Source organism: Myxococcus sp. MH1, from assembly GCF_059738865.1.
This window is the reverse complement of sequence record NZ_AP026947.1, coordinates 7972211-7990014: the sequence shown is the minus strand read 5'-3', so window position 1 is coordinate 7990014 and position 17804 is coordinate 7972211. Positions and strand designations below refer to the sequence as shown.

Below are 17804 nucleotides of genomic sequence, written 5' to 3'. Positions count from 1 at the left end.
CTGCCATGGGTTACTTCGCCGTCCCGTACGTCATCCACTTCGATGACACGATGGCCTACGGGAGCCATCACTTCCTCACCAACTTCAAGTTCCAGTGCGCGGGCCGTGAGCACCTACTCTTCAGCCCGCACTTCTTCGAGGTGCCGGAGTTCCGGCGCGACTTCGACCGGGTGCTCCTGCTCACCTACGAGGGGTACTCGCGCAACCTCTCGCCCGCGAACCTGGGGGACAGCCTCGTGGTGCTGACCACGTTCGAGGAGCGGGGCGAGGTCGGCGTGCGCTTCTGCTTCCGGACGCTGAAGCGGGACGGGACGCCCGTGGCGTGCGGCTACCAGACGGTCCTCTGCGCGGACAGGGCCACCGGCGCCCTGTGCGCCTTCCCGGATTCGTTCCGCCCCTGCTTCGAGTCGCTGTCGAACATGTTCGAGCCCGCGTCCGCGCAGAGCTTCCGCGAGCGCGTGCTCAAGGGCGGCTCCGCCATCCAGGAGCTGTTCTCCGAGCCGGTGCGTGCGCTGGCCCGGCGTCTGCTGGAGGACCCGGCCTCGCTGGGGACCTCCAGGCTGGTCGACGTCGATGCCCTGGTGGCGAGCGCTCCGGTCGCGGTGGAGCCGGCGCGGAGCCCCACGCTCCAGTTGCCGACGGGGGCCACCGCGTTCCTCTTCGCGGGGCAGGGGTCCTTCGAGCCGGAGTTGTTCGCGCGGCTCAAGTCCCTGCAGCCCGAGCTCCGCGACGAGCTCATGTCCGTCGTGGACGTGGCCCGAGGACACGGGTTCGACGTGCGCCCGTTGGTGGAGGCGCGGGACGCGGCCGAGGTGCGTCACGCACTGGAGCAGGAGCCGCGGCTCGACCAGCTCGGCATCTTCCTGTCCGGTGTGCTCGGCGCGCGGTGGTTGATGCGCGAGGGCACGGCGCCGGACGTCTTCGTCGGGCACAGCTTCGGGGAGATTGCCGCGATGACGGCGGCGGGGGCGATGGACCTGCGCTCCGGCGCGGAGGTCGTGTGCCTGCGGGTCCTCGCGCTCGAGACGGTGCCGGAGGACCTGGGGACACTCGCCGCCGTGGCACTGGGCGAGGCGGACACGGCGCGTGCGCTGGTCGAGAGTGGCGTCACGGGGGTGACGGTGGCGGGGCGCAACCACGCCAAGCAGACGGTGGTGGCGGGGGCCCGTTGGGAGCTGGAGCGACTGCGAGCCCACCTGGAGCAGCGAGGGCAGGGCTTCACCTTCGTGTCGAGCCGGTACCCCTTCCACCATCCAGGCCTCCGGCCCGCGGCGGAGGCGTTTCGGGTCGCGCTGTCGCGGGTCGAGATGAAGACGCCGCGGGGGCTCATCTACTCGCCCATCGAGCGGCGCGTGTACGCGGGAGCTCCGGGCGAGCTGGCGGAGGCGCTGGCGGCGCACCTGCTCAAGCCGTTCGACTTCCTCGGCGCGGTGGAGCGGCTGTCGAGCGCGGGGTGCACGCGCTTCCTGGACTGCGGCACGGACGGACGGCTGGCGCGCATCGTCCAGCGCATCCCGGTTCCGACGGGGCCGCTCGACGTGCGCGCCATCTCCGCGCTGCTGCCGCCTCGCTCCGAGCCGGTGGCGTCGGCTCCCGTGAAGAGCGAGCCGCCGAAGGCGGATGCGACCATTGCCATCGTGTCGCTCGGCTGCATGTTGCCGGGAGGTGCGAAGGACCCCGAATCCTTCTGGCGCAACATCCGGCAGGGCATCAGTGGAATCGTGGACCCTGGGGCCCTCGAGCCGTCGCTGGTGACGGACTTCATCGGGCCGGTGGGCACGCCGGACCGGGCCTACACGTTGCTCACGGGAGCCGTGCGTGACGAGGACCTGGTGGCGCCGGAGGGGGCGGACCCGGAGCGCTTCCGGCGTTATGTCCGCGAGCAGAAGCTGCTGGCCATCGCGCTGGCCCAGTCCATGGAGGGCCTCGGGGCGCATGCTCCGGAGCGCATCCAGTGCCTGCTCGGCTCCACGGCGGAGGGCTCCTCCGAGTACGACGCCGCGCTGAGTCTGGAGGCGGGCGAGGCGCTGCTGCGCGCGAAGGGGATGCATGGCGCGGACGTGGCCCTGCTGTCCCGGGCCGCGCGCGAGGTGATGGGCGTCGAGGCCCGCTCGTCGGAGCTGGCACCGCATCCCACGCTCCAGGCGGTGGTGACGGACGTGGTGGGGCGCGGTGTCTCCACGGTGCTTCTGGATGCGGCCTGCGCGTCCTCGCTCTACGCCATCGCGTTGGGGATGAAGACGCTCCAGCGAGGGGAGGCGGACCTGGTGCTGGCGGGAGGAGTCTTCTCTCCGGGGCCTGGCAACAACTGCCTCTTCTCGCAGTTCAACGGGCTGTCGGCGACGGGGAGCAGGCCGTTTGACGCGAGCGCGGATGGCGTCATCTTCGGTGAGGGCGCGGGGGTGGTGGGGCTGATGCGCCTGTCGGATGCGCTCGCGCGGGGCCTGCCTGTTCGCGCTGTCATCCGAGGCACGGGGTTGTCGAGCGATGGCCGCAGCAGCTCCGCGAATGTCCCTCGCGTGGAGGGACAGGTGGCGGCGATGACCGCCTGTTATGCGGCGGCGGAGGTGGACCCGGCCTCCATCCAGTACCTGGAGGCGCACGGCACCGCGACGCCCGCGGGAGACGCCACCGAGCTGAAGTCGATCGGCCGGGTCTTCGCGGGCAAGCGCGCGGGCATCCAACTGGCGAGCGTGAAGGCGCTCATCGGACACGTGGGCTGGGCGGCCGGCGCCGCGTCGGTCATCAAGCTGTGCAAGGCGCTGGAGCACCGGTTGTTCCCGAGGCAGGCGAACTTCGAGCGGCCTGGCGACGCGCTGCGCGCGCTCGGCGCGGACTTCGAGGTGAGTCAGCGTGAGCAGCCCTGGCCGGAGAACGGGGCGAATCCCCGGCGGGCCGCGACGAACGGCTTCGGCTTCGGGGGGACGAACGCGCACCTGGTGCTCGAGGAGTACCGAGGCGATGCGTCGCCCGTGTCGACGCGGTCCGGGTCGATGAGCGAGCTGGTGGTCGTCGCCGCGGAGGGCGTGTACCCGGATGCGCGAGGGACGCCGCGAGTGGGCGTGCCGTCGGAGGTGGGGACGCGCTTCGAGGTCGGAGCGTTCCGTCTGCCCTCCTCGTTGAGGTTGTTGCCGGACATCGCCGAGGACATGGACCTGACGCAGGGGCTCGCGCTCACGGCGGCGAGCGCGCTCGTGGAGAAGCTGGGTGGCTTCGACGGGCTGCGCTCGGGAACGGCCATCGTGCTGGGGCTCGAGGGAAAGACGCGCAGGGGCGTGGAGGCCATCCAGAGGGTGCTGGCCGCGTCGACGCGGCGTGGGCTTCGCGAACTGGTCCTGGGGACTCCGGAGCGCGCGGCGCTGCTTCCGTTGGCGGAGGCGCTGCACGACACGGTGCTGGGGAGTGTGCGGACGTCGGGGCCCTACACGCTCCAGGGGATGATGGCGAACGTCACGCCGGGGCGGGTGGCGGGGGCGCTGGATACGAAGGGGCCCAACTTCGTCATCGACGCGGGAGCGGCCTCGTTGGCCGAGGCGCTGAAGGCCGCGAGGGACGTGTTGGAGACGGGCTTCGAGCTGGTCCTCGTCGGGAGCGCGAACGTGCTCCGACCGGGCGCAGTGGATGCGGCGAGCGCGTCGGAGGGGGTGATGTTGCTGGCGGTCACCACCGCCGAGAAGGCCGCACAGCGAGGGCTGAAGGTGATGTGCGGCTTGCGCCTGTCCTCGTCGGAGCCTGTACGAGAGGACGCCGTGACGCGACTGTCAGCGCATTCGGCGAGCGAGGGGCTCGCGGTGCTGCGCGCGGTGCAGGCGGCGAGTGAGGGACGCGCGGGGACGCTGTGCTTCCACCCGGACGCGGCGAAGGGCACGCGTCTGTCGGTGGAGCTCATCCCTCCGCAGGCACGTGTCACCGGAGCGCGAACTCATGTCATGGAGAACCCGCGCATCGAGGGGGCTCGGAATGAGGCGGCGGCCTCGACAGCGAGGACCGCGCACCCAGCCGCCGCGATGTCGACCTCCAAGGTGGGCGAGACGGTAGCGAGGGCTCAAGCCGTGAGCGCGAGAGTGGATGCGTCCGCGCCCCAGGCAGAGGCGAGTGGCTTCGACCTCAGTGCGTCCATCGGCTACCACGCCCCTGTGCTCGTCGAGCATCCAGCGCGAGTGACGCGGGCCTCGGTGCTCACGGGGCGACGGGTCCTGTTCATCGCGGGAGACGAAACCCTGGCACATGAGCTGGAGGAGCAGGCGCGCCGGCTCGGTGTGTCGGACCACCTCATCCTCTTCGCGGGCCCCGCGACGAGCACGAAGGGCAGGGTGCGCGGAATCGACCTGTCGAGCGAGGAGATCGCCGAGGCGGGACTGGAGGCCCTCGGCTTCGAGCCCCAGCTCATCCTCGCCGTCACGCGTGTCCACGGTGGCGACGAGCCCCAGGTCGTCGAGCAGACCGCCCTGCGCCACGAGGCACTCGAGCTGCTGTTCCTCGCGGCCCGTCGCTCCTACGAGAAGCTCGTCGCCGGAGAAGTCGAGCTGGCGAGTCTCTGCATGGGCGGGCTGGGACCTCGGCGTGTCCTGCATCCCGTGACGGGGCTGTTCGCGGGGCTGCTCAAGTCCATCGCGAGGGAAGTCCCGGCCAGGAACGTCCGGGCCATCTCGACCACGAGCACCCTGCTGCCCGAGTCCCTGGACCAGGCGCTCCTCGAGCTGGGCTCGGAGGAGGACGAGGAAGGCCCGTCGGTCGAGGTCTGCTTCGACGGCGAGACGCGCTGCGTGCGCAGGCTGCGCCCCACCTCGTCACCGTCCTCGGGACCGGCCCTGCTCGACTCGAGCTCCGTGGTCCTGCTGACAGGCGGCGGCCGTGGCGTCACGGCGGTGCTTGCGGGCGCGCTGTTGAAGCGCTACGGCTGCACGGTGGTCCTCCTGGGCCGGAGCGACCCGGAGGCGGCGCCCGAGAGAATCCTCGTCGCGACGGACGAGCAACTCCCCGCGCTGGAGCGGGAGTTCTACACCCACGAGCTGGCCACGACGTGGGGCGTCCGGATGCCGGAGTTGCGCGCGCGCTTCGAGCGTCACCTAGCCGCCCGCGAGCTTCGCTCCACGCTCATGGGGCTCGCCCGGCTGCCAGGGCGGACCGTCTACCGCGTCGCGGACGTCACCCGGCCCCAGGACGTGGCGAAGGTCATGGACGAGCTCGTCCGCGAGTTCGGCCGACTGGACCTCGTGGTCCACGGCGCGGGCACGCAGACCTCCAAGAAGCTCAACCGCCGCCGGCTCGCGGAGCTGCGAACGAACCTGGACACCAAGCTGCTCGGGCTGCACCACCTGCACGCGGCCTGCGCCAGTCGCTTCGGACGCACGGTGCCCTTCCACGTGCTCACGTCCGCCTTCAGCTTCATCGGCAATGACGGACAGGCGGACTACGGCGCGGCGAACGAGGCGCTGGACCGGCTCTGCGCCTGGGTGGACGACGTCAACCCCCGCGCACACTGGTGCAGCGTGGGGTGGCTCGCCTGGGATGGCATCGGGATGACCCGGGGCTCCGAGTACCGGGTGCTCGGCGCCAGCCGCAAGCTCCGAGGCATTCGTGCCGAGGAGGGCGAGGCCCTGTTCCTACAGCTCGTGGACGGCCAGCCGCGCGAGGCCATCAACGTGCAGCTCACCCAGAACGAGCGCGAGTTCTACGGCCTGCGACTCCTCCTCGAAGGCTCCGCGGGGGCCACCGCGCCGCGCCCCGTCGTCCGCGAGGTGCGGGTCGACGCCGCGAGCGTGCCGTGCCTGGAGGACCACCTGGTGCGCGGCACGCCCACGCTCCCGGGGGCCTGGGCGTTGGACCTGATGCTCCGGGCCGCGGTGGGAGACCGGCTGCCGGAGCTGAACACCGTCACCATCGAGGACGTCCGCTTCTCACGCTTCATCCGCGTGCGGCCCGGCGGCCACCAGGCCCTGCGCGCCGAGTGCACACCGTGGGTCGATGAACCCGGGGTGCATGGTGTGCGGGTGCGGCTGTTGGGGGACATCGTCCACGCCTCCGGCGTGGTGCTCGAGCGTGACCTCGTCTACGCGGAGGCGCGCTTCACGCTGACCCGGCAGCCACCCCAGGGCGTGCCGGGACTCGACGCGGCGGCGCCCTCGGGGCGAGGCATCCTGGTCGAGGACCCTCATTGCGCCCCGGGCGGTCCCATCGAGCTGCGCAAGATGTTCGACTGCCTGGAGGACATCCGCCTGGAGCCCGCGGCGCGCTTCGCGAAGCTCGGCCTGCCGACGCGGCGGGAGGAGGCGGGGGCCACCGTGCCCGCGCTCGTCCTGGACGCGGCGCTGCGCTTGAGCGCGATGCACGTGCACGGTGTGTCGAACGACGTCTTCGCGCCCATCCAGTTCCAGCGCGCGACGTTCGACCGGGAGCTGGTGGACGGGCGGAGCCGCGCGCCGCTCCAGCTCTCCCTCAAGGCCCTGCGCCCGCGACTGGAAGGTGACGTCCTCCAGTGCGGCACCGTCGCGGCGGTCGATGAAGCGGGGCGCCTGCGGATGCTGCTCGAGGGCGGCCTCGCGCGCCCCATGGCCTGAAACCCTTTCCACGGAATGGACCCCATGAGCTCCTCCACACCGTCGCCGGTTGCCCTGCCGTTCGATGACCCCAAGCCGCTCCGCGCGGAGCTGCGCCGGGTGATGCCCGCCGAATCCTTCGAACCTCAACCCCACCGGGGTGTCATCGCGCTGGCCCTGGTGCCGGTGATGCTGGCCTCCATGTGGCTGCTCGCCTGGGGCGGGCTGCCCTGGTGGGCCTGCCTCCCGCTCTCCTTCGTGTTGGGACAGATGGTCACCACCGTGGGGCTCGCGGCCCACGAGGCGCTGCACCACGCCGTCTTCAGGAGCCGGCGCTGGGAGGATGTCATCGGCTGGGTCGGCTTCGGCCCGTTCCTCGTCACCCCGGGCAACTGGCGCGCGTGGCATGTGCAGGCGCATCACAGCGCCGCGAACATCCACCAGAGAGACCCGGACATCCTCCCGCGACAGCCGGACCTGGGCACGCAGCGCTTCGCGCGGATGTTCCACGCGATTTCACCGGGCTCCGGCACCTGGCTGAGCTACGTCAGCTTCAGCGTGTTCTTCACCGCGCAGGGGCAGGCCTTCCTGTGGCACCACATCGACCAGCCCCACCTGCGCCACGTGCGCATGAACCGCGCGAAGGAGCGCATCCTCACGGTGCTCCTGGTGCTCGGCTGGGGGGCGCTGGGCTGGGCCATGGGGCCGCGCGGGGCCTTCTTCGCGCTCGTGTTCCCCCTCGTCGTCGCCAACATCACGTTGATGGTCTACATCGCCACCAACCACTGGCTGCAGCCGGCGTCCGAGGAGCACGACAACCCCTTCGTGAACACCGCGAGCGTCAAGACGCACCCGGTGATGGACTGGGCCCACCTCAACTTCAGCTATCACCAGGAGCACCACATCTTCCCGGCGATGAGCCCCCGCTTCGCGCCGCTGTTGCGCAAGCGACTGCGGGAGCTGAGCCCGGAGGCCTCCACCGTCTATCCCCACGTCCAGGCGCTGCGCACGCTGTACTCGCGGCCCGCGTTGTACTCGCCCACCGAGGCGGGGACGTGGGTGGGGCCCCATGGGACCCCCACGGTGACGAGCGGCGAGCTGCGAAGCCGCCTCGAGTCCCCCGCCTGACGAAAGGCGCTACTTCCCGGTCCGGGCGTGGGGCGCGTTGACGGGCTTGGACTCGGGGCTGCCCTTCTCGCGCAGCCAGATGGACAGCAGGACGAGGGCCGCGACGGAGAGGAACTCGCTCTGCCAGTTCTGGAAGGACTCGAACCAGAACCGGGAGGACACCAGGTACTGGAGCACGGTGACTGCCGCCTCACCGTGCGCCAGGGCCTCTTCGTTGCGGGCCGCGGCGCCGGTGACGGCATGCAGGCCGAAGCACACGATGAACAGCGAGAAGAGGGCGATGGACAGCGAGTGGCTGTAGAGCTTGAGCACCAGCCCTCCGCGATGGAGCGGCGCGGGGGAGCCCTCCTGGGGCTCCAAATCCTTGTCCTCCTCCTTCTTGCCGCCGTTCAGGTCCTTCGACTCACCGGAGCCCTGCTGCTTGAGGAAGGCCGCCAGGATGACGAAGGCGCCCATCTGGAAGAACTCGCTCTCCCGGTTCTCGAACGTGGCCTCCAGGAAGTCGCCCGAGCGCAGGTACTCGCCGAACCGCGCCTCGGGTTGGCCATGCTGGCGCTGCTCCTCGTTGTGATGGAGGAAGCCGGAGACGGCCTGCCCCACCCAGCACAGGAGGAACGCGGCGAGCAGGACGAGCGACAGCCCATTGTTGGACAGGAATGCGCGCGGGCCTCTCTTCGGAGACCCCGATTGAGTGGTATCCGCCATCTCCCGAAGTCTGGACACGAAATGTCGGGGTGCAGCCGCCTCGGGAAGGCGACTGTCCGCCTCCCCGGTCCCCCACCGGCTTGGAACCCTCCGGAGACACGAGACATGGCAGGACTGTTCGACCCCCTGGTGCTGCGAGAAGGCGTCGTCGCGCGCAATCGCGTCTGGCTGGCGCCGCTCACCAACAAGCAGAGCCAAGCCGACGGAACCCTCTCCGACGCGGAGCTCCACTTCCTGGAGCGTCGTGCTCAAGGTGGCTTCGGGCTGGTGGAGACCTGCGCGGCGCACGTCCAGCAGGATGGCAAGGCCTGGTCCGGCGAGCTGGGCGTGCACGACGACGCGATGTTGCCGGGCCTGCGCCGGCTCGCCGAGAAGGTCCACCAGGGCGGCGCGCTGTTGTCCGCGCAGCTCTTCCACGGAGGTCTGCGCGCGGACCCCACCGTGAGCGGGATGCCGCGCTGGAGCGCGAGCGCGCACGGCGGCGCGGACGAGTGCCGCGAGGGCACGGAAGGTGAGATTGAAGCCGTCATCGCCTCCTTCGCGAATGCGGCCCGGCGCTGCGCCCAGGCGGGCTTCGACGCGGTGGAGCTGCACGGCGCGCATGGCTATCTGCTGTCGCAATTCCTGAGCACCATCTACAACCGCCGCGCGGACCGCTGGGGTGGCTCGCTGGAGAACCGCTCGCGCCTCATCCGCCAGACCTTGGCCGCGGTGCGAAAGGCGGCCCCCTCGCTGGTGCTCGCGGTGCGCCTGTCACCCGAGGACTTCGGTCAGGCGCGCGGGTTGGACCTGGATGAGAGCCTGGAGGTCGCGCGGATGCTCACGGACGAGGGCATGGACATCCTCCACCTGTCGCTCTGGCGCGCGGGGCTCAACACGACCAAGCGCCCCCAGGAGCACGCGACGGACTTGTTCCGCCGGGCCGTGCCCGCGCGCGTGAAGATGGTCGTCGCCGGCGCCATCTGGACGAAGGAGGACGCGGAGGCGCAGCTGTCGCGCGGCGCGGACGCGGTGGCCCTGGGCCGCTCCGCCATCGCCAACCACGATTGGCCCGAGCGCATCCATCGCGGTGCGCCCATCCACCAGCCGCCTCTCTCCGTCGACCTGCTGCGGGCCGAGGGCGTCTCCCCGGGCTTCATCGACTATCTGCGGGGCTGGAAGAACTTCGTCGCGACCTGATGCGTTGAAGCTGCATGGGTCGCGACGCGGAAAAAGGGCGTTTCACTCCGGGAGTGTGCCCGCCGCGTCAAGATTCTTGGCCGTGAAACGAAGTCTCGCGATGTGAGGCGTGTGGACTGGAAAAATGCCTGGGTCTCCTGAAACCCGGCCTTTTATGTCCCGTCCGTTTTAAATAAGTGACGCCTCCGGGCGTCTCTACACGCGTCCGACACCTCGACGGTGTGGGGCAACTCACATCACTTTTCGCGGGACCACCTTCATGACCAGCCGCACCCAGATGATGCTGTGCTCGATGTCCTTCGCTCTCATCGCCGCCCCCGCGTTCGCGCAGGATGACGCCGCGGAGGGCTACTCCGAAGAGGGTTATGTCCGCGAGGACTCGTCCGCGGGTGAGGGCAAGGGCTTCGCGCTCGGCCTGCGCGCGGGCTTCGCCGTTCCGTACGGCGACCTGGCGGGGAACCCGAACGGCGAGGGTGATGGCGCTCCGGTGGGTGACCTGGTCTCGAGCGTGATTCCGCTGGAGCTCAACGCGGGCTACTTCTTCAACAAGAACTTCTACCTGGGCGCCTTCTTCCAGTACGGCCTGGGCTCGCTCAACACGGACACCGAGGATGGCGAGGAGGATCCCTGCAGCGTCGACGGCGTGAGCTGCAGCGCCACCCAGCTGCGCTTCGGTGTCAACGCGGCCTATCACTTCGACGCGACGCCGATGGTCGACCCCTGGGTGGGCGTGGGCATCGGCTACGAAATCCTGAACTCCAAGGTCTCGGCCGAGGCCCTGGGCCAGGAGATCTCCGCGAAGACGTCCGTGAAGGGCTTCGAGTTCATCTCCGCGCAGGGCGGCGTCGACTTCCGCATCTCGCCGAAGTTCTCGGTGGGCCCCTACATCACCGCGACGGTGGGCCAGTACTCGTCGGCGTCCATCTCCCTGTCTGGCGACGGCGAGGAGGAGGAGCAGTCGCAGGACATCGAGGAGAAGGCCATCCACGGGTGGATCAACGGCGGCGTGCGCGCGCAGTTCCGGTTCTAATCACCGCTTCGCGCCTTGGCTGTCCATGACGTCGGGCCAGGTTCGCTCCTGGCCCGACGTCGTCGTTTCAGGGCTCAGATGTATTCGTCGAACCAGTCGAACATGCGGTGATTGGCGACGGCCTGCGCGGCCTCCTGGCAGTGCAACAGGCCGGTGTCCTCCTCGGTGAAGAGCAGGTAGTCCTTGGGGCAGGTCAGCGCGTCGAAGAGCAGCTTCCCCTGGCCGCCGGAGTACGCCTCCGCGGTGCCGTCCATGACGAGCGTGCGGCAGCGGATGCGCTCGACGACGGGCCGGTTGGTGAAGCTCCTCAGCTTGAACATCAGGTCCGAGGGGGAGCTGGCGCCGTGCTTGTGCATGGCGTCGCGCATGTACCAGCGGTACAGGAACACCTGGGTCATGAGCTGGTACATGGCCGCGTCGAAGGCGGCCGGGTCCGTGTCGAGCAGCGCCATCAGCTCCGGGAAGTAGCCGTTGAAGTTGTCGAACTGCGACTGGCCCCAGTCGAGCACGCCCGGGTTGGGGATGAGCAGCTTGATGCGCCGCTCGAAGGCGGCCGCGCGCGGCACCAGGGCGCCGCCCATGCTCCAGCCGAGCAGGGCAATCCTGCGGGAGTCCACCCCGGAGATTCGCACCGCGAAGTCCACCACGGGCGTGATGACCTTCTCCCAGTCCGGGCGGAACGGCAGGTTCTGCTCGCGGATGGCCATGCCCTGGCCGGGGGCGTGGACGAGCAGGCAGTGGTAGCCACGCTCCAGCGCGGCGTCCACCACGTACTTGGACTCCTCCGGCCAGGCGTCGCGGCCCTGCTGGAAGATGAGGAGCGGCGCGGGTCCCCGCGTGCCCCGCGCCCGGAAGAGGTAGCCGGGCAGGGTGGTGTTCTCGTAGGGGATGCGCACGGGGGTGCCCGGCATCTTCAGCAGGACGAGCGCCTTGTTGTACGCGTCCACCGCGCGGCGCCCCGTCTGCAGCACGCTCGGGTGGCTGGGCTCGGGGTGGTGGATGAGCGCGGCGCGGTAGTAGTTGGCCGCGCGCAGGTAGGCGTGGCCGGCGCTCGTCTTGTGGTGACGGGCAAGGCTCGCCTCGGCCATGCCGCGCAGGCGGTCCGCGGTGCTCACCCACTCGGTGGGCCAGCTCCAGTCATCGCTCACGTCGATGCGCGTCGCGGTGTCCAGCACCTCGCCGATGTCCGCCTGGGCGCTGTAGGTCGCGGCCAGGAAGTGCAGCAGCTGGTTCTGCATGACGGGGTCGTCTTCCAGCAACCCCAGCTCGTACCAGGGCCGCTGGGGCTCCTCGGCCGGGGGCGTCGTGCCCGGCGTGGAGGCCGGCGCCGCCAGGGCGGAAGGCGCGCGCAGCAGCGCGAGCCCGCCGGTGAGCCCCAGGCCCACGTGCAGCAGGGAACGTCGATTCAGGGTGAAACCCATGGTGTGCAATCTCCTGTGAGGGATTGCAGGCTCGAACACCGTGGCCCTTTATTTCTGTCATCGCCCGGTGGAAATCACAGACATGATTCCCGCGCGGAGAGGTGAAGACAGACGGAGGGCGAGGCGCGGGCGGCGCGAGGTGACACGTCGGCGTCGACAGGGCCCGGGCGCGCGGCTCTCGAGCACGGGAGGCCAGGGCATGGCTCGCCCGTGCCTCCCGGAGGGGATTCAATCAGCTGATTGAATCGTGCGATTGGAGGTGTCGGTTGTCAAGGGGCCCAGGCGCCGGAGGCCGCGGCCTCGGCGGCGTAGGTCTCGAACGGCTTGGGGGCCCGTCCGGTGACGGCGCGCACCGTGTCGGTGGGGGCGGCGTCCCCGCGCTCCTTCAGGGCGGAGAAGGCCTGGATGGCGCCCTGGATGGTCTCGTCGGGGAGCCCCAGCGTCTTCTGCTCGGCGCGGTAGGTGTCCGGGTCGCCGGCGAAGTGGACCGCGCGTCCGGCGGCGCGGCCGATGATGGCGGCGGCCTCGGCGAAGCCCAGGGCCCGGGGGCCGCTGAGCTCGTAGCTCCGGCCCGCGTGGCCGTCCTCCGTCAGGGCGGTGGCCACGACGGCGGCGATGTCGTCGGCGTCGACGAAGGCCTGCTTCGTGTCCCCGACGGGCAGGGCGATGCGTCCGGCGAGGATGGACGGGCGGAAGAAGCCCTCGTCGAAGTTCTGGTTGAACCAGTCGGGGCGCACCAGGGTCCACTCCACGCCCGCGCCGCGCACCAGCCGCTCGGCGGCCATCAGGCGCTCGTCCCCCATGACTTCGATGGCCTGGCTCGACAGGAGCACGATGCGGCGCACGCTCCGGGACACGGCGAGCGACACGAACTCCGCGGGGATGGGCTGCTCATGGGGCGCCATGAGGTACAGGCGCGAGGACGCGCCGAGCGCGGCCTCCCAGGTGCTCGAATCCGTCCAATCGAAGCGGATGTCGGAGTGCCGGGAGGCGGCCCTCACGGTGTGGCCCTGGCCGCGCAGCAGCCGGGTGACTCGTCGTCCGGTGGTGCCGCTCGCGCCCAGGATGAGGATGCTCGGGGAGGAGGTCATGGCGTGAGGCATACACAGCCGCGCCTCGCCTCGGGACGCGCGAGGCGGGCGCGGATGGATTACTCAACAGAGCGCACGCTCAGGGCGTGGTGAACTGGGTCAACCAGTTCAGGTTGGGACGCAGGGACCAGGGCTGGCTGCCCGAGCGCCAGGTGGAGTCGAGCAGGAGCCCCACGCAGCTGCCCGTGCGCATGTAGCAGTGGTCGGCGTTGAGGTCGCCCACCTGGCTGTCCTTGATGATGTACCAGCCGCTGCCGTTGCTCTGCAGGCAGGACGTGGCCAGCGGGCAGGAGTAGCCCGTCGTGTCCGTGTTCTGCGCGCGCACCTGGGCCTCCGTCGGGCCGACGAAGACGTCCTGCTCGCCGTTGATGATGCGCAGGCGGCTGCTGGGCAGTGCGCGGTTGCCATTGGCGACGCAGGAGGACAGGTTGTAGATGGAGTACTGGACGCCGGCGCCCAGGCCATACGCGGCCTGCACGCGCGAGTCGTGGTTCTTGGCGAGGATGGCCATGACGGAGCCCTGGCTGAAGCCCGCCACCACGATTCCCTTCGAGCAGTCCGCCTTGGCGCGCGAGCACAGCGTGCCCACCGCGCTGGTGGACCGGCTGCCGTCGAAGATGCAGCGCGAGCGGGCCGTCAGCGTGGAGCACGAGCCGAACGTGGCGTTGTCGTACTCGACGGTGGCCGCGACATAGCCGCGCTGCGCCATCTCCTCCACCGCCGCCAGCGCCGAGGAGTGGTCATAGTTCTCCGTGGTGCCCACCGTGTAGATGAACACAGGGTACTTGCCCGAGGCCGCGGGCTCCTGGCCGCGCAGGTTGTACGTGGAGCCACACAGCGACGTGCCACCACCCCGGTACGTCGCCGAGAAACTGCTCAACGTCTGTGCCCCCGCGGCGGAGGACCAGGCCAGGGCCAGCAGCAATCCAAGACGGAAGCTCAGCTCGCTCTTCTTCATGACTTCTCCTCGTGGTTGTCGACAGTCATGGGAGCGCCGCGCAAGCCAGGCGCGGGCGTCCCATCCGGAATCAAAGCGGCGCATCCGGAGTCGTGTCTATCTTATTTTTCTATCTGTTCAGTTATTTCATGATTTGTTCCGCTTCGCGAAACATGGCTGGGATTGTTTCGCGAAGCGAAAGCGCGCGAGCGCGGTGGATTCCGCACCGCGAAAGGACAAGGCCTGTCGCGCGTGATAGAGGCGGCGCGCCATGTCTCCTTCGCTCTTGCTGCTGTCCCTGTTGTCGACCGTGCCCCAGGTGTCCGAGTCAACCCCGGAGGCGTCCTCGTGGCAGGCCCGTCTGTCCTTCCTGGCGAGTGACCCGAACGTGGACCGTTCGGGCTCCACGACCAGCTGGAACGCGGCGCTGGATGCGCGCTCGCCGGAGCTGACGGCGGGGCTGCGCGCGGAGGCGGAGCTGTCGTTCTTCGTGAACGCCAACAACGCGCAGGGCGTGAGCTTCGCGGACAATGGGAGCAACTTCCGGCTGCGCTACCGTCCCGCCGCCTGGGCCGCTGACGAGAGCCTGGCGCTGAGTGTCTTTCCGCTGAGCTCCACGCGGGTGTACCTGGGCTCCGTCTACCCGGTGACGTGGGGGCGGGACGTCTTTCCCTCCGGTGACAGCAGCAGCGAGCCCGCGGTGGAGCTGCGGCTCGTGCGTCAGCGCTGGGCGGCCTTCGTGGCGCTCAAGTCCGCGGAGTTGACGACGTGGGAGCTGGAGCGGGCGCGGCACTACGCGGTGCTCGCGGGCGGACAGGTCGAGCTCGCGCCCGGGCTGCGGGTGGAGCTGGAGGGGATGTACGTCGACCGGGGGGACAGTCCCGGGCTGGCCAACATGGGGCGTGAGCTGTCGGTCATCCTGCGAGGTGGCTCCGCTCGGGTGTTCTGGAGCCGGGGCGAGCCCATCGGCGACAACGTGGACCTGTCGCTCTTCCGGGGGGACCCCACCTTCTTCGAGCGGTTCTTCACGCCCTCGGCGTCCTCGACGGGGGTCTCCGCGTCGCTCTCGCTGGAGGGCAGCCTGATTTCCCAGGACCTGGAGGACGGGGACGGCGGCTTCGGCAAGCTCACCGAGACATCCCAGGCGGCGGCCCTGGATGGACGGCTGCGACTGGGGGCGTGGCGCTTCCATGCCCTGACCTGGTTCCGGACGGCGAGCTTCCTCCAGATGGATGGGCCCGGCTTCCCTCCGTTCATGGCCTTCCCGCGCGACGCGGACCCTCGCGTCGAGGTCTCCGGCTCGCTGGGCGTCGACTACCACCTGCCAGACTGGGGCCTGACGCCCGGCCTGCTGGCGCGTGTCTCCTTGCCGGCGGCGTTCAGCTCCGCCGAGGCGCTGGGGGTGGACCGGGTCTTCATCGTCCAGGGACGCAACCAGTTCCAGGTGCTGCCGGTCGGCGAGGACCGCGCCAGGGTTCTCACCCTGAAGGCCACGGCGAGATGGGACCTGGGACGCGTGGCTGGTGTCGTGGGCGAAATCTCCTACGTGAATGACCCCAACCAGACGGAGTTCCGAGACGACGTGACGGGGGTGGCGCAGCCCGTCTTCATCAAGGCGAGCGCGTGGGGTGCCACGGTGATGCTCCAGGCCCGTTTCTGACAGGCTTTCGAGCCAGGCGTGGCGCTCACGAATTCCTGATGTGCTGTGTTCTCTGAAAACGAGACACAAGAAATGGTTTCGTGGCGCAAGGAGTGGTCAGCCTTCACCCAGGTTCGCTGGCGCTCCGCGCCGTCGACATGTTCCAATGCGAAGCATGCGAAGACTCATTTGCATGCTGTGGGCGGTCCCGCTGCTGGTGCTGGCGGGATGTGGCAGTGACTCGGACTCGTGCGACGACAACACGTCGCCGGAGACCTACAAGGAAGCCAAGCGGGTGACGTGTTCGGGCACGGCGGACGCGGACGTCGCCTGCTGTGGTTACATGGGTGACGCGTGCAACTACACGCTGTGCCGCAAGAGCGTGTGCGGGGACTGGGTCGAAGAGTCCTACGTCTGTCCCTGAGCCTGGGTTGATGCTCGTTTCCGGGGCCGGGCCCCCGGGGATGGGCGGTCGACCGTGTCTATCTTGGCTGTGGTTGGGAAGTCGCCGTGGGTGTCCCCCGGGACTGTGCCCGGTGGTGTGAGGCCCCGCGCTTCCTTCGGAGCGTCTCGACTCGCGAAGCGAGGGACGCATTCCTCCGGGTGAGCACGGGGCCTTCGTGCGTCCGTGCAACTAATTGCGACGCTTGTTCGCCAGGAACTCCTCGGCCCAGCGCTTCACCGTGTCCGCCGCGTCGGTGCCGTCGGACGCGCGCAGGGCCGCGGCCAGCGTGGCCGGATTGGTGGAATCATCACCCTGGGCGGCCGTCTGGCCCTTCTTGCGAACCCAGACGCGCGGACCCGCGGGAGCGGCGGGCGTGGCCGCGGGCGTGGGCTTCTCCTCACGCGACTCCGAGCGACGGCGGCGCGACAGGATGACATCCGGCAGGGAGTGCGGCGCGGCGTGCTCCACCCAGGCGGAGTGCAGCCGGCCCGTCGCGATCATCTGGCGACGCTTCTGGTAGTGCGCCGAGCAGTAGCCGAGCGTGCGGACCGGTTGGCGACAGCCGATGACGGCGCAGGCGACGGGCTGCTCGACGACGGCCTCGACCTTGGGAGGAGGCTGGGGCGCGACGGGGGCCTTGGGGGCCGCGCGCGGCGTGGTGATGGGTTGCCCGCTCATGCGCTCGGACAGGCGGCGCAGCGAGGCCACCAGCGAGGCGAACGACTCCTGCACGGCGCCCTGCACGATGGACTGGAAGGCCTCATCCAGGGACGGCGTCGCCGAGGGAGCGCCGCGCGCGGGCTGAGAGCGGGTGTTTCGGGGGGAGGGGGAAACGCGACGGGCTCTAGGCATGTCGTGGCTGGCGTAGCACGGCTCAGGTGGTTCGACTATACGTGAATGTTCACCGCTCACTGGCGGGCACTCCGGGCGAGCCGTCGAGCTGACTTCACGCTGCTCGAGCATGCTGAGCACTGCAGTCGAAGCGCCGTCACGGTACACGCGGGTATCGATGTAACGCGGACGCTCGCGTTTCAATGCCTATGCAGTGGCGACGTCGCTGTCCCGATTGACGGCGAACACCGAGGCCACGGCCACTGTCGGCGGCTGCGCGCCACACTCGTCCCGTGGCTGCATGGGCAGCCTCCGTGGTGGTCGGGCAGGCCGCGGGCCTCCGGTCGAACGTAGCAACCGTGATGCGCCTGGGGCTGGACTGGGTTGCCGTGAGCGTGCTGCTCGTCGCGGGAGTCCACCGGCCCGCGAGCCATCGTGGAGCCGCTGGGCGGTTCGTCGTCGAGCTGCTCCGCCACCACATCCGAGCCGCGCGGCCATCGACGCGGTTGGAGCGGAGTGCGTCGCGATGTCGGGAGCCCGAAAAGGTGAAGGCCCCCAAGCCACTAGGACTTGGGGGCCTTCTTATTGGCGAGGAGTACGGGACTTGAACCCGTGGCCTCCGGCGTGACAGGCCGGCGTTCTAACCAACTGAACTAACTCCCCACAACTATGGGCGGAACAGGGATTGAACCTGTGACCCTCGCCTTGTAAGGGCGACGCTCTGCCGCTGAGCTATCCGCCCGAGGGCGTGTTCCGCGTTGCGACGGGGGGGCTTTTATAAAGGGCTCCCTCCACTGTCAAGCATACGTTTCGAAGGCCCTGATCATTCCGTCACCGACCGCGCGGAGCGTGAAATCGC

At 69.7% G+C, this 17804-nt stretch carries 11 protein-coding genes and 2 tRNA genes; 6 read left to right on the top strand and 7 right to left on the bottom strand.

Annotated elements, in window-relative coordinates; all coding sequences use genetic code 11:
* The first annotated feature begins 5 nt into the window (after positions 1–5).
* Together AC6JA9_RS31305 and AC6JA9_RS31300 are read left to right on the top strand one after the other, a co-directional pair.
* Positions 6–6560, top strand: coding sequence for an SDR family NAD(P)-dependent oxidoreductase (locus AC6JA9_RS31305; RefSeq protein WP_497958282.1), 6555 nt, complete (start codon positions 6–8; stop codon positions 6558–6560).
* A gap of 24 nt (positions 6561–6584) precedes the next feature.
* Positions 6585–7667, top strand: coding sequence for a fatty acid desaturase family protein (locus AC6JA9_RS31300; RefSeq protein ID WP_473567446.1), 1083 nt, complete (start codon positions 6585–6587; stop codon positions 7665–7667).
* 9 nt (positions 7668–7676) lie between these two features.
* Here AC6JA9_RS31300 and AC6JA9_RS31295 read toward each other — a convergent pair whose 3' ends face one another.
* A complete protein-coding gene (locus AC6JA9_RS31295; protein WP_497958281.1) occupies positions 7677–8372 on the bottom strand; it encodes a DUF6766 family protein in 696 nt (231 codons plus the stop codon).
* Positions 8373–8477: 105 nt separating this feature from the next.
* On the opposite strand from AC6JA9_RS31295, the gene AC6JA9_RS31290 reads away from it, so the two are divergent.
* Both AC6JA9_RS31290 and AC6JA9_RS31285 read left to right on the top strand, forming a co-directional pair.
* Positions 8478–9551 (top strand): NADH:flavin oxidoreductase, encoded by a 1074-nt coding sequence (locus AC6JA9_RS31290; RefSeq protein WP_497958280.1) that lies wholly within the window; start codon positions 8478–8480, stop codon positions 9549–9551.
* Positions 9552–9810: 259 nt separating this feature from the next.
* A complete protein-coding gene (locus tag AC6JA9_RS31285) occupies positions 9811–10581 on the top strand; it encodes an outer membrane beta-barrel protein (protein ID WP_223745321.1) in 771 nt (256 codons plus the stop codon).
* 74 nt (positions 10582–10655) lie between these two features.
* On the opposite strand, the gene AC6JA9_RS31280 is transcribed toward AC6JA9_RS31285, so the two are convergent.
* The 3 genes from AC6JA9_RS31280 to AC6JA9_RS31270 all read right to left on the bottom strand — a co-directional run bounded on the left by AC6JA9_RS31280 (position 10656) and on the right by AC6JA9_RS31270 (position 14051).
* The gene (locus AC6JA9_RS31280) at positions 10656–12002 is read right to left on the bottom strand and encodes an alpha/beta hydrolase family protein (RefSeq protein WP_223745322.1); all 1347 of its coding nucleotides are present in this window, start codon (positions 12000–12002) and stop codon (positions 10656–10658) included.
* Positions 12003–12271: 269 nt separating this feature from the next.
* Positions 12272–13093: a Rossmann-fold NAD(P)-binding domain-containing protein gene (locus AC6JA9_RS31275; protein ID WP_473567441.1), complete on the bottom strand. Its 822-nt coding sequence runs from the start codon at positions 13091–13093 to the stop codon at positions 12272–12274.
* 79 nt (positions 13094–13172) lie between these two features.
* Positions 13173–14051, bottom strand: a complete 879-nt coding sequence (locus AC6JA9_RS31270; protein ID WP_223745324.1) for an alpha/beta hydrolase family protein — start codon at positions 14049–14051, stop codon at positions 13173–13175.
* Between the two features lie 250 nt (positions 14052–14301).
* Here AC6JA9_RS31270 and AC6JA9_RS31265 point away from each other — a divergent pair, with 250 nt between their 5' ends.
* Together AC6JA9_RS31265 and AC6JA9_RS31260 are read left to right on the top strand one after the other, a co-directional pair.
* On the top strand, positions 14302–15690 hold the full coding sequence (locus tag AC6JA9_RS31265) for a hypothetical protein (RefSeq protein ID WP_223745325.1): 1389 nt from the start codon (positions 14302–14304) through the stop codon (positions 15688–15690).
* A gap of 172 nt (positions 15691–15862) precedes the next feature.
* Positions 15863–16093, top strand: a complete 231-nt coding sequence (locus tag AC6JA9_RS31260; protein WP_223745326.1) for a hypothetical protein — start codon at positions 15863–15865, stop codon at positions 16091–16093.
* 210 nt (positions 16094–16303) lie between these two features.
* On the opposite strand, the gene AC6JA9_RS31255 is transcribed toward AC6JA9_RS31260, so the two are convergent.
* From AC6JA9_RS31255 to AC6JA9_RS31245, 3 genes are all read right to left on the bottom strand, one after another.
* The gene (locus AC6JA9_RS31255; protein ID WP_223745327.1) at positions 16304–16858 is read right to left on the bottom strand and encodes a cell wall protein; all 555 of its coding nucleotides are present in this window, start codon (positions 16856–16858) and stop codon (positions 16304–16306) included.
* Between the two features lie 673 nt (positions 16859–17531).
* A tRNA-Asp gene (locus AC6JA9_RS31250) sits at positions 17532–17608 on the bottom strand.
* Positions 17609–17615: 7 nt separating this feature from the next.
* Positions 17616–17687 (bottom strand) — tRNA-Val (locus tag AC6JA9_RS31245).
* Between the last annotated feature and the right edge of the window lie 117 nt (positions 17688–17804).

Bases quoted from the DNA above. Each gene is read 5' to 3' on its own strand.
- AC6JA9_RS31275 (WP_473567441.1), bottom strand. From the start codon at position 13,093: ATGACCTCCTCCCCGAGCATCCTCATCCTGGGCGCGAGCGGCACCACC.
- AC6JA9_RS31305 (WP_497958282.1), top strand. From the start codon at position 6: ATGGGTTACTTCGCCGTCCCGTACGTCATCCACTTCGATGACACGATG.
- AC6JA9_RS31300 (WP_473567446.1), top strand. From the start codon at position 6,585: ATGAGCTCCTCCACACCGTCGCCGGTTGCCCTGCCGTTCGATGACCCC.
- AC6JA9_RS31290 (WP_497958280.1), top strand. From the start codon at position 8,478: ATGGCAGGACTGTTCGACCCCCTGGTGCTGCGAGAAGGCGTCGTCGCG.
- AC6JA9_RS31285 (WP_223745321.1), top strand. From the start codon at position 9,811: ATGACCAGCCGCACCCAGATGATGCTGTGCTCGATGTCCTTCGCTCTC.
- AC6JA9_RS31280 (WP_223745322.1), bottom strand. From the start codon at position 12,002: ATGGGTTTCACCCTGAATCGACGTTCCCTGCTGCACGTGGGCCTGGGG.
- AC6JA9_RS31295 (WP_497958281.1), bottom strand. From the start codon at position 8,372: ATGGCGGATACCACTCAATCGGGGTCTCCGAAGAGAGGCCCGCGCGCA.
- AC6JA9_RS31260 (WP_223745326.1), top strand. From the start codon at position 15,863: ATGCTGTGGGCGGTCCCGCTGCTGGTGCTGGCGGGATGTGGCAGTGAC.
- AC6JA9_RS31270 (WP_223745324.1), bottom strand. From the start codon at position 14,051: ATGAAGAAGAGCGAGCTGAGCTTCCGTCTTGGATTGCTGCTGGCCCTG.
- AC6JA9_RS31265 (WP_223745325.1), top strand. From the start codon at position 14,302: ATGTCTCCTTCGCTCTTGCTGCTGTCCCTGTTGTCGACCGTGCCCCAG.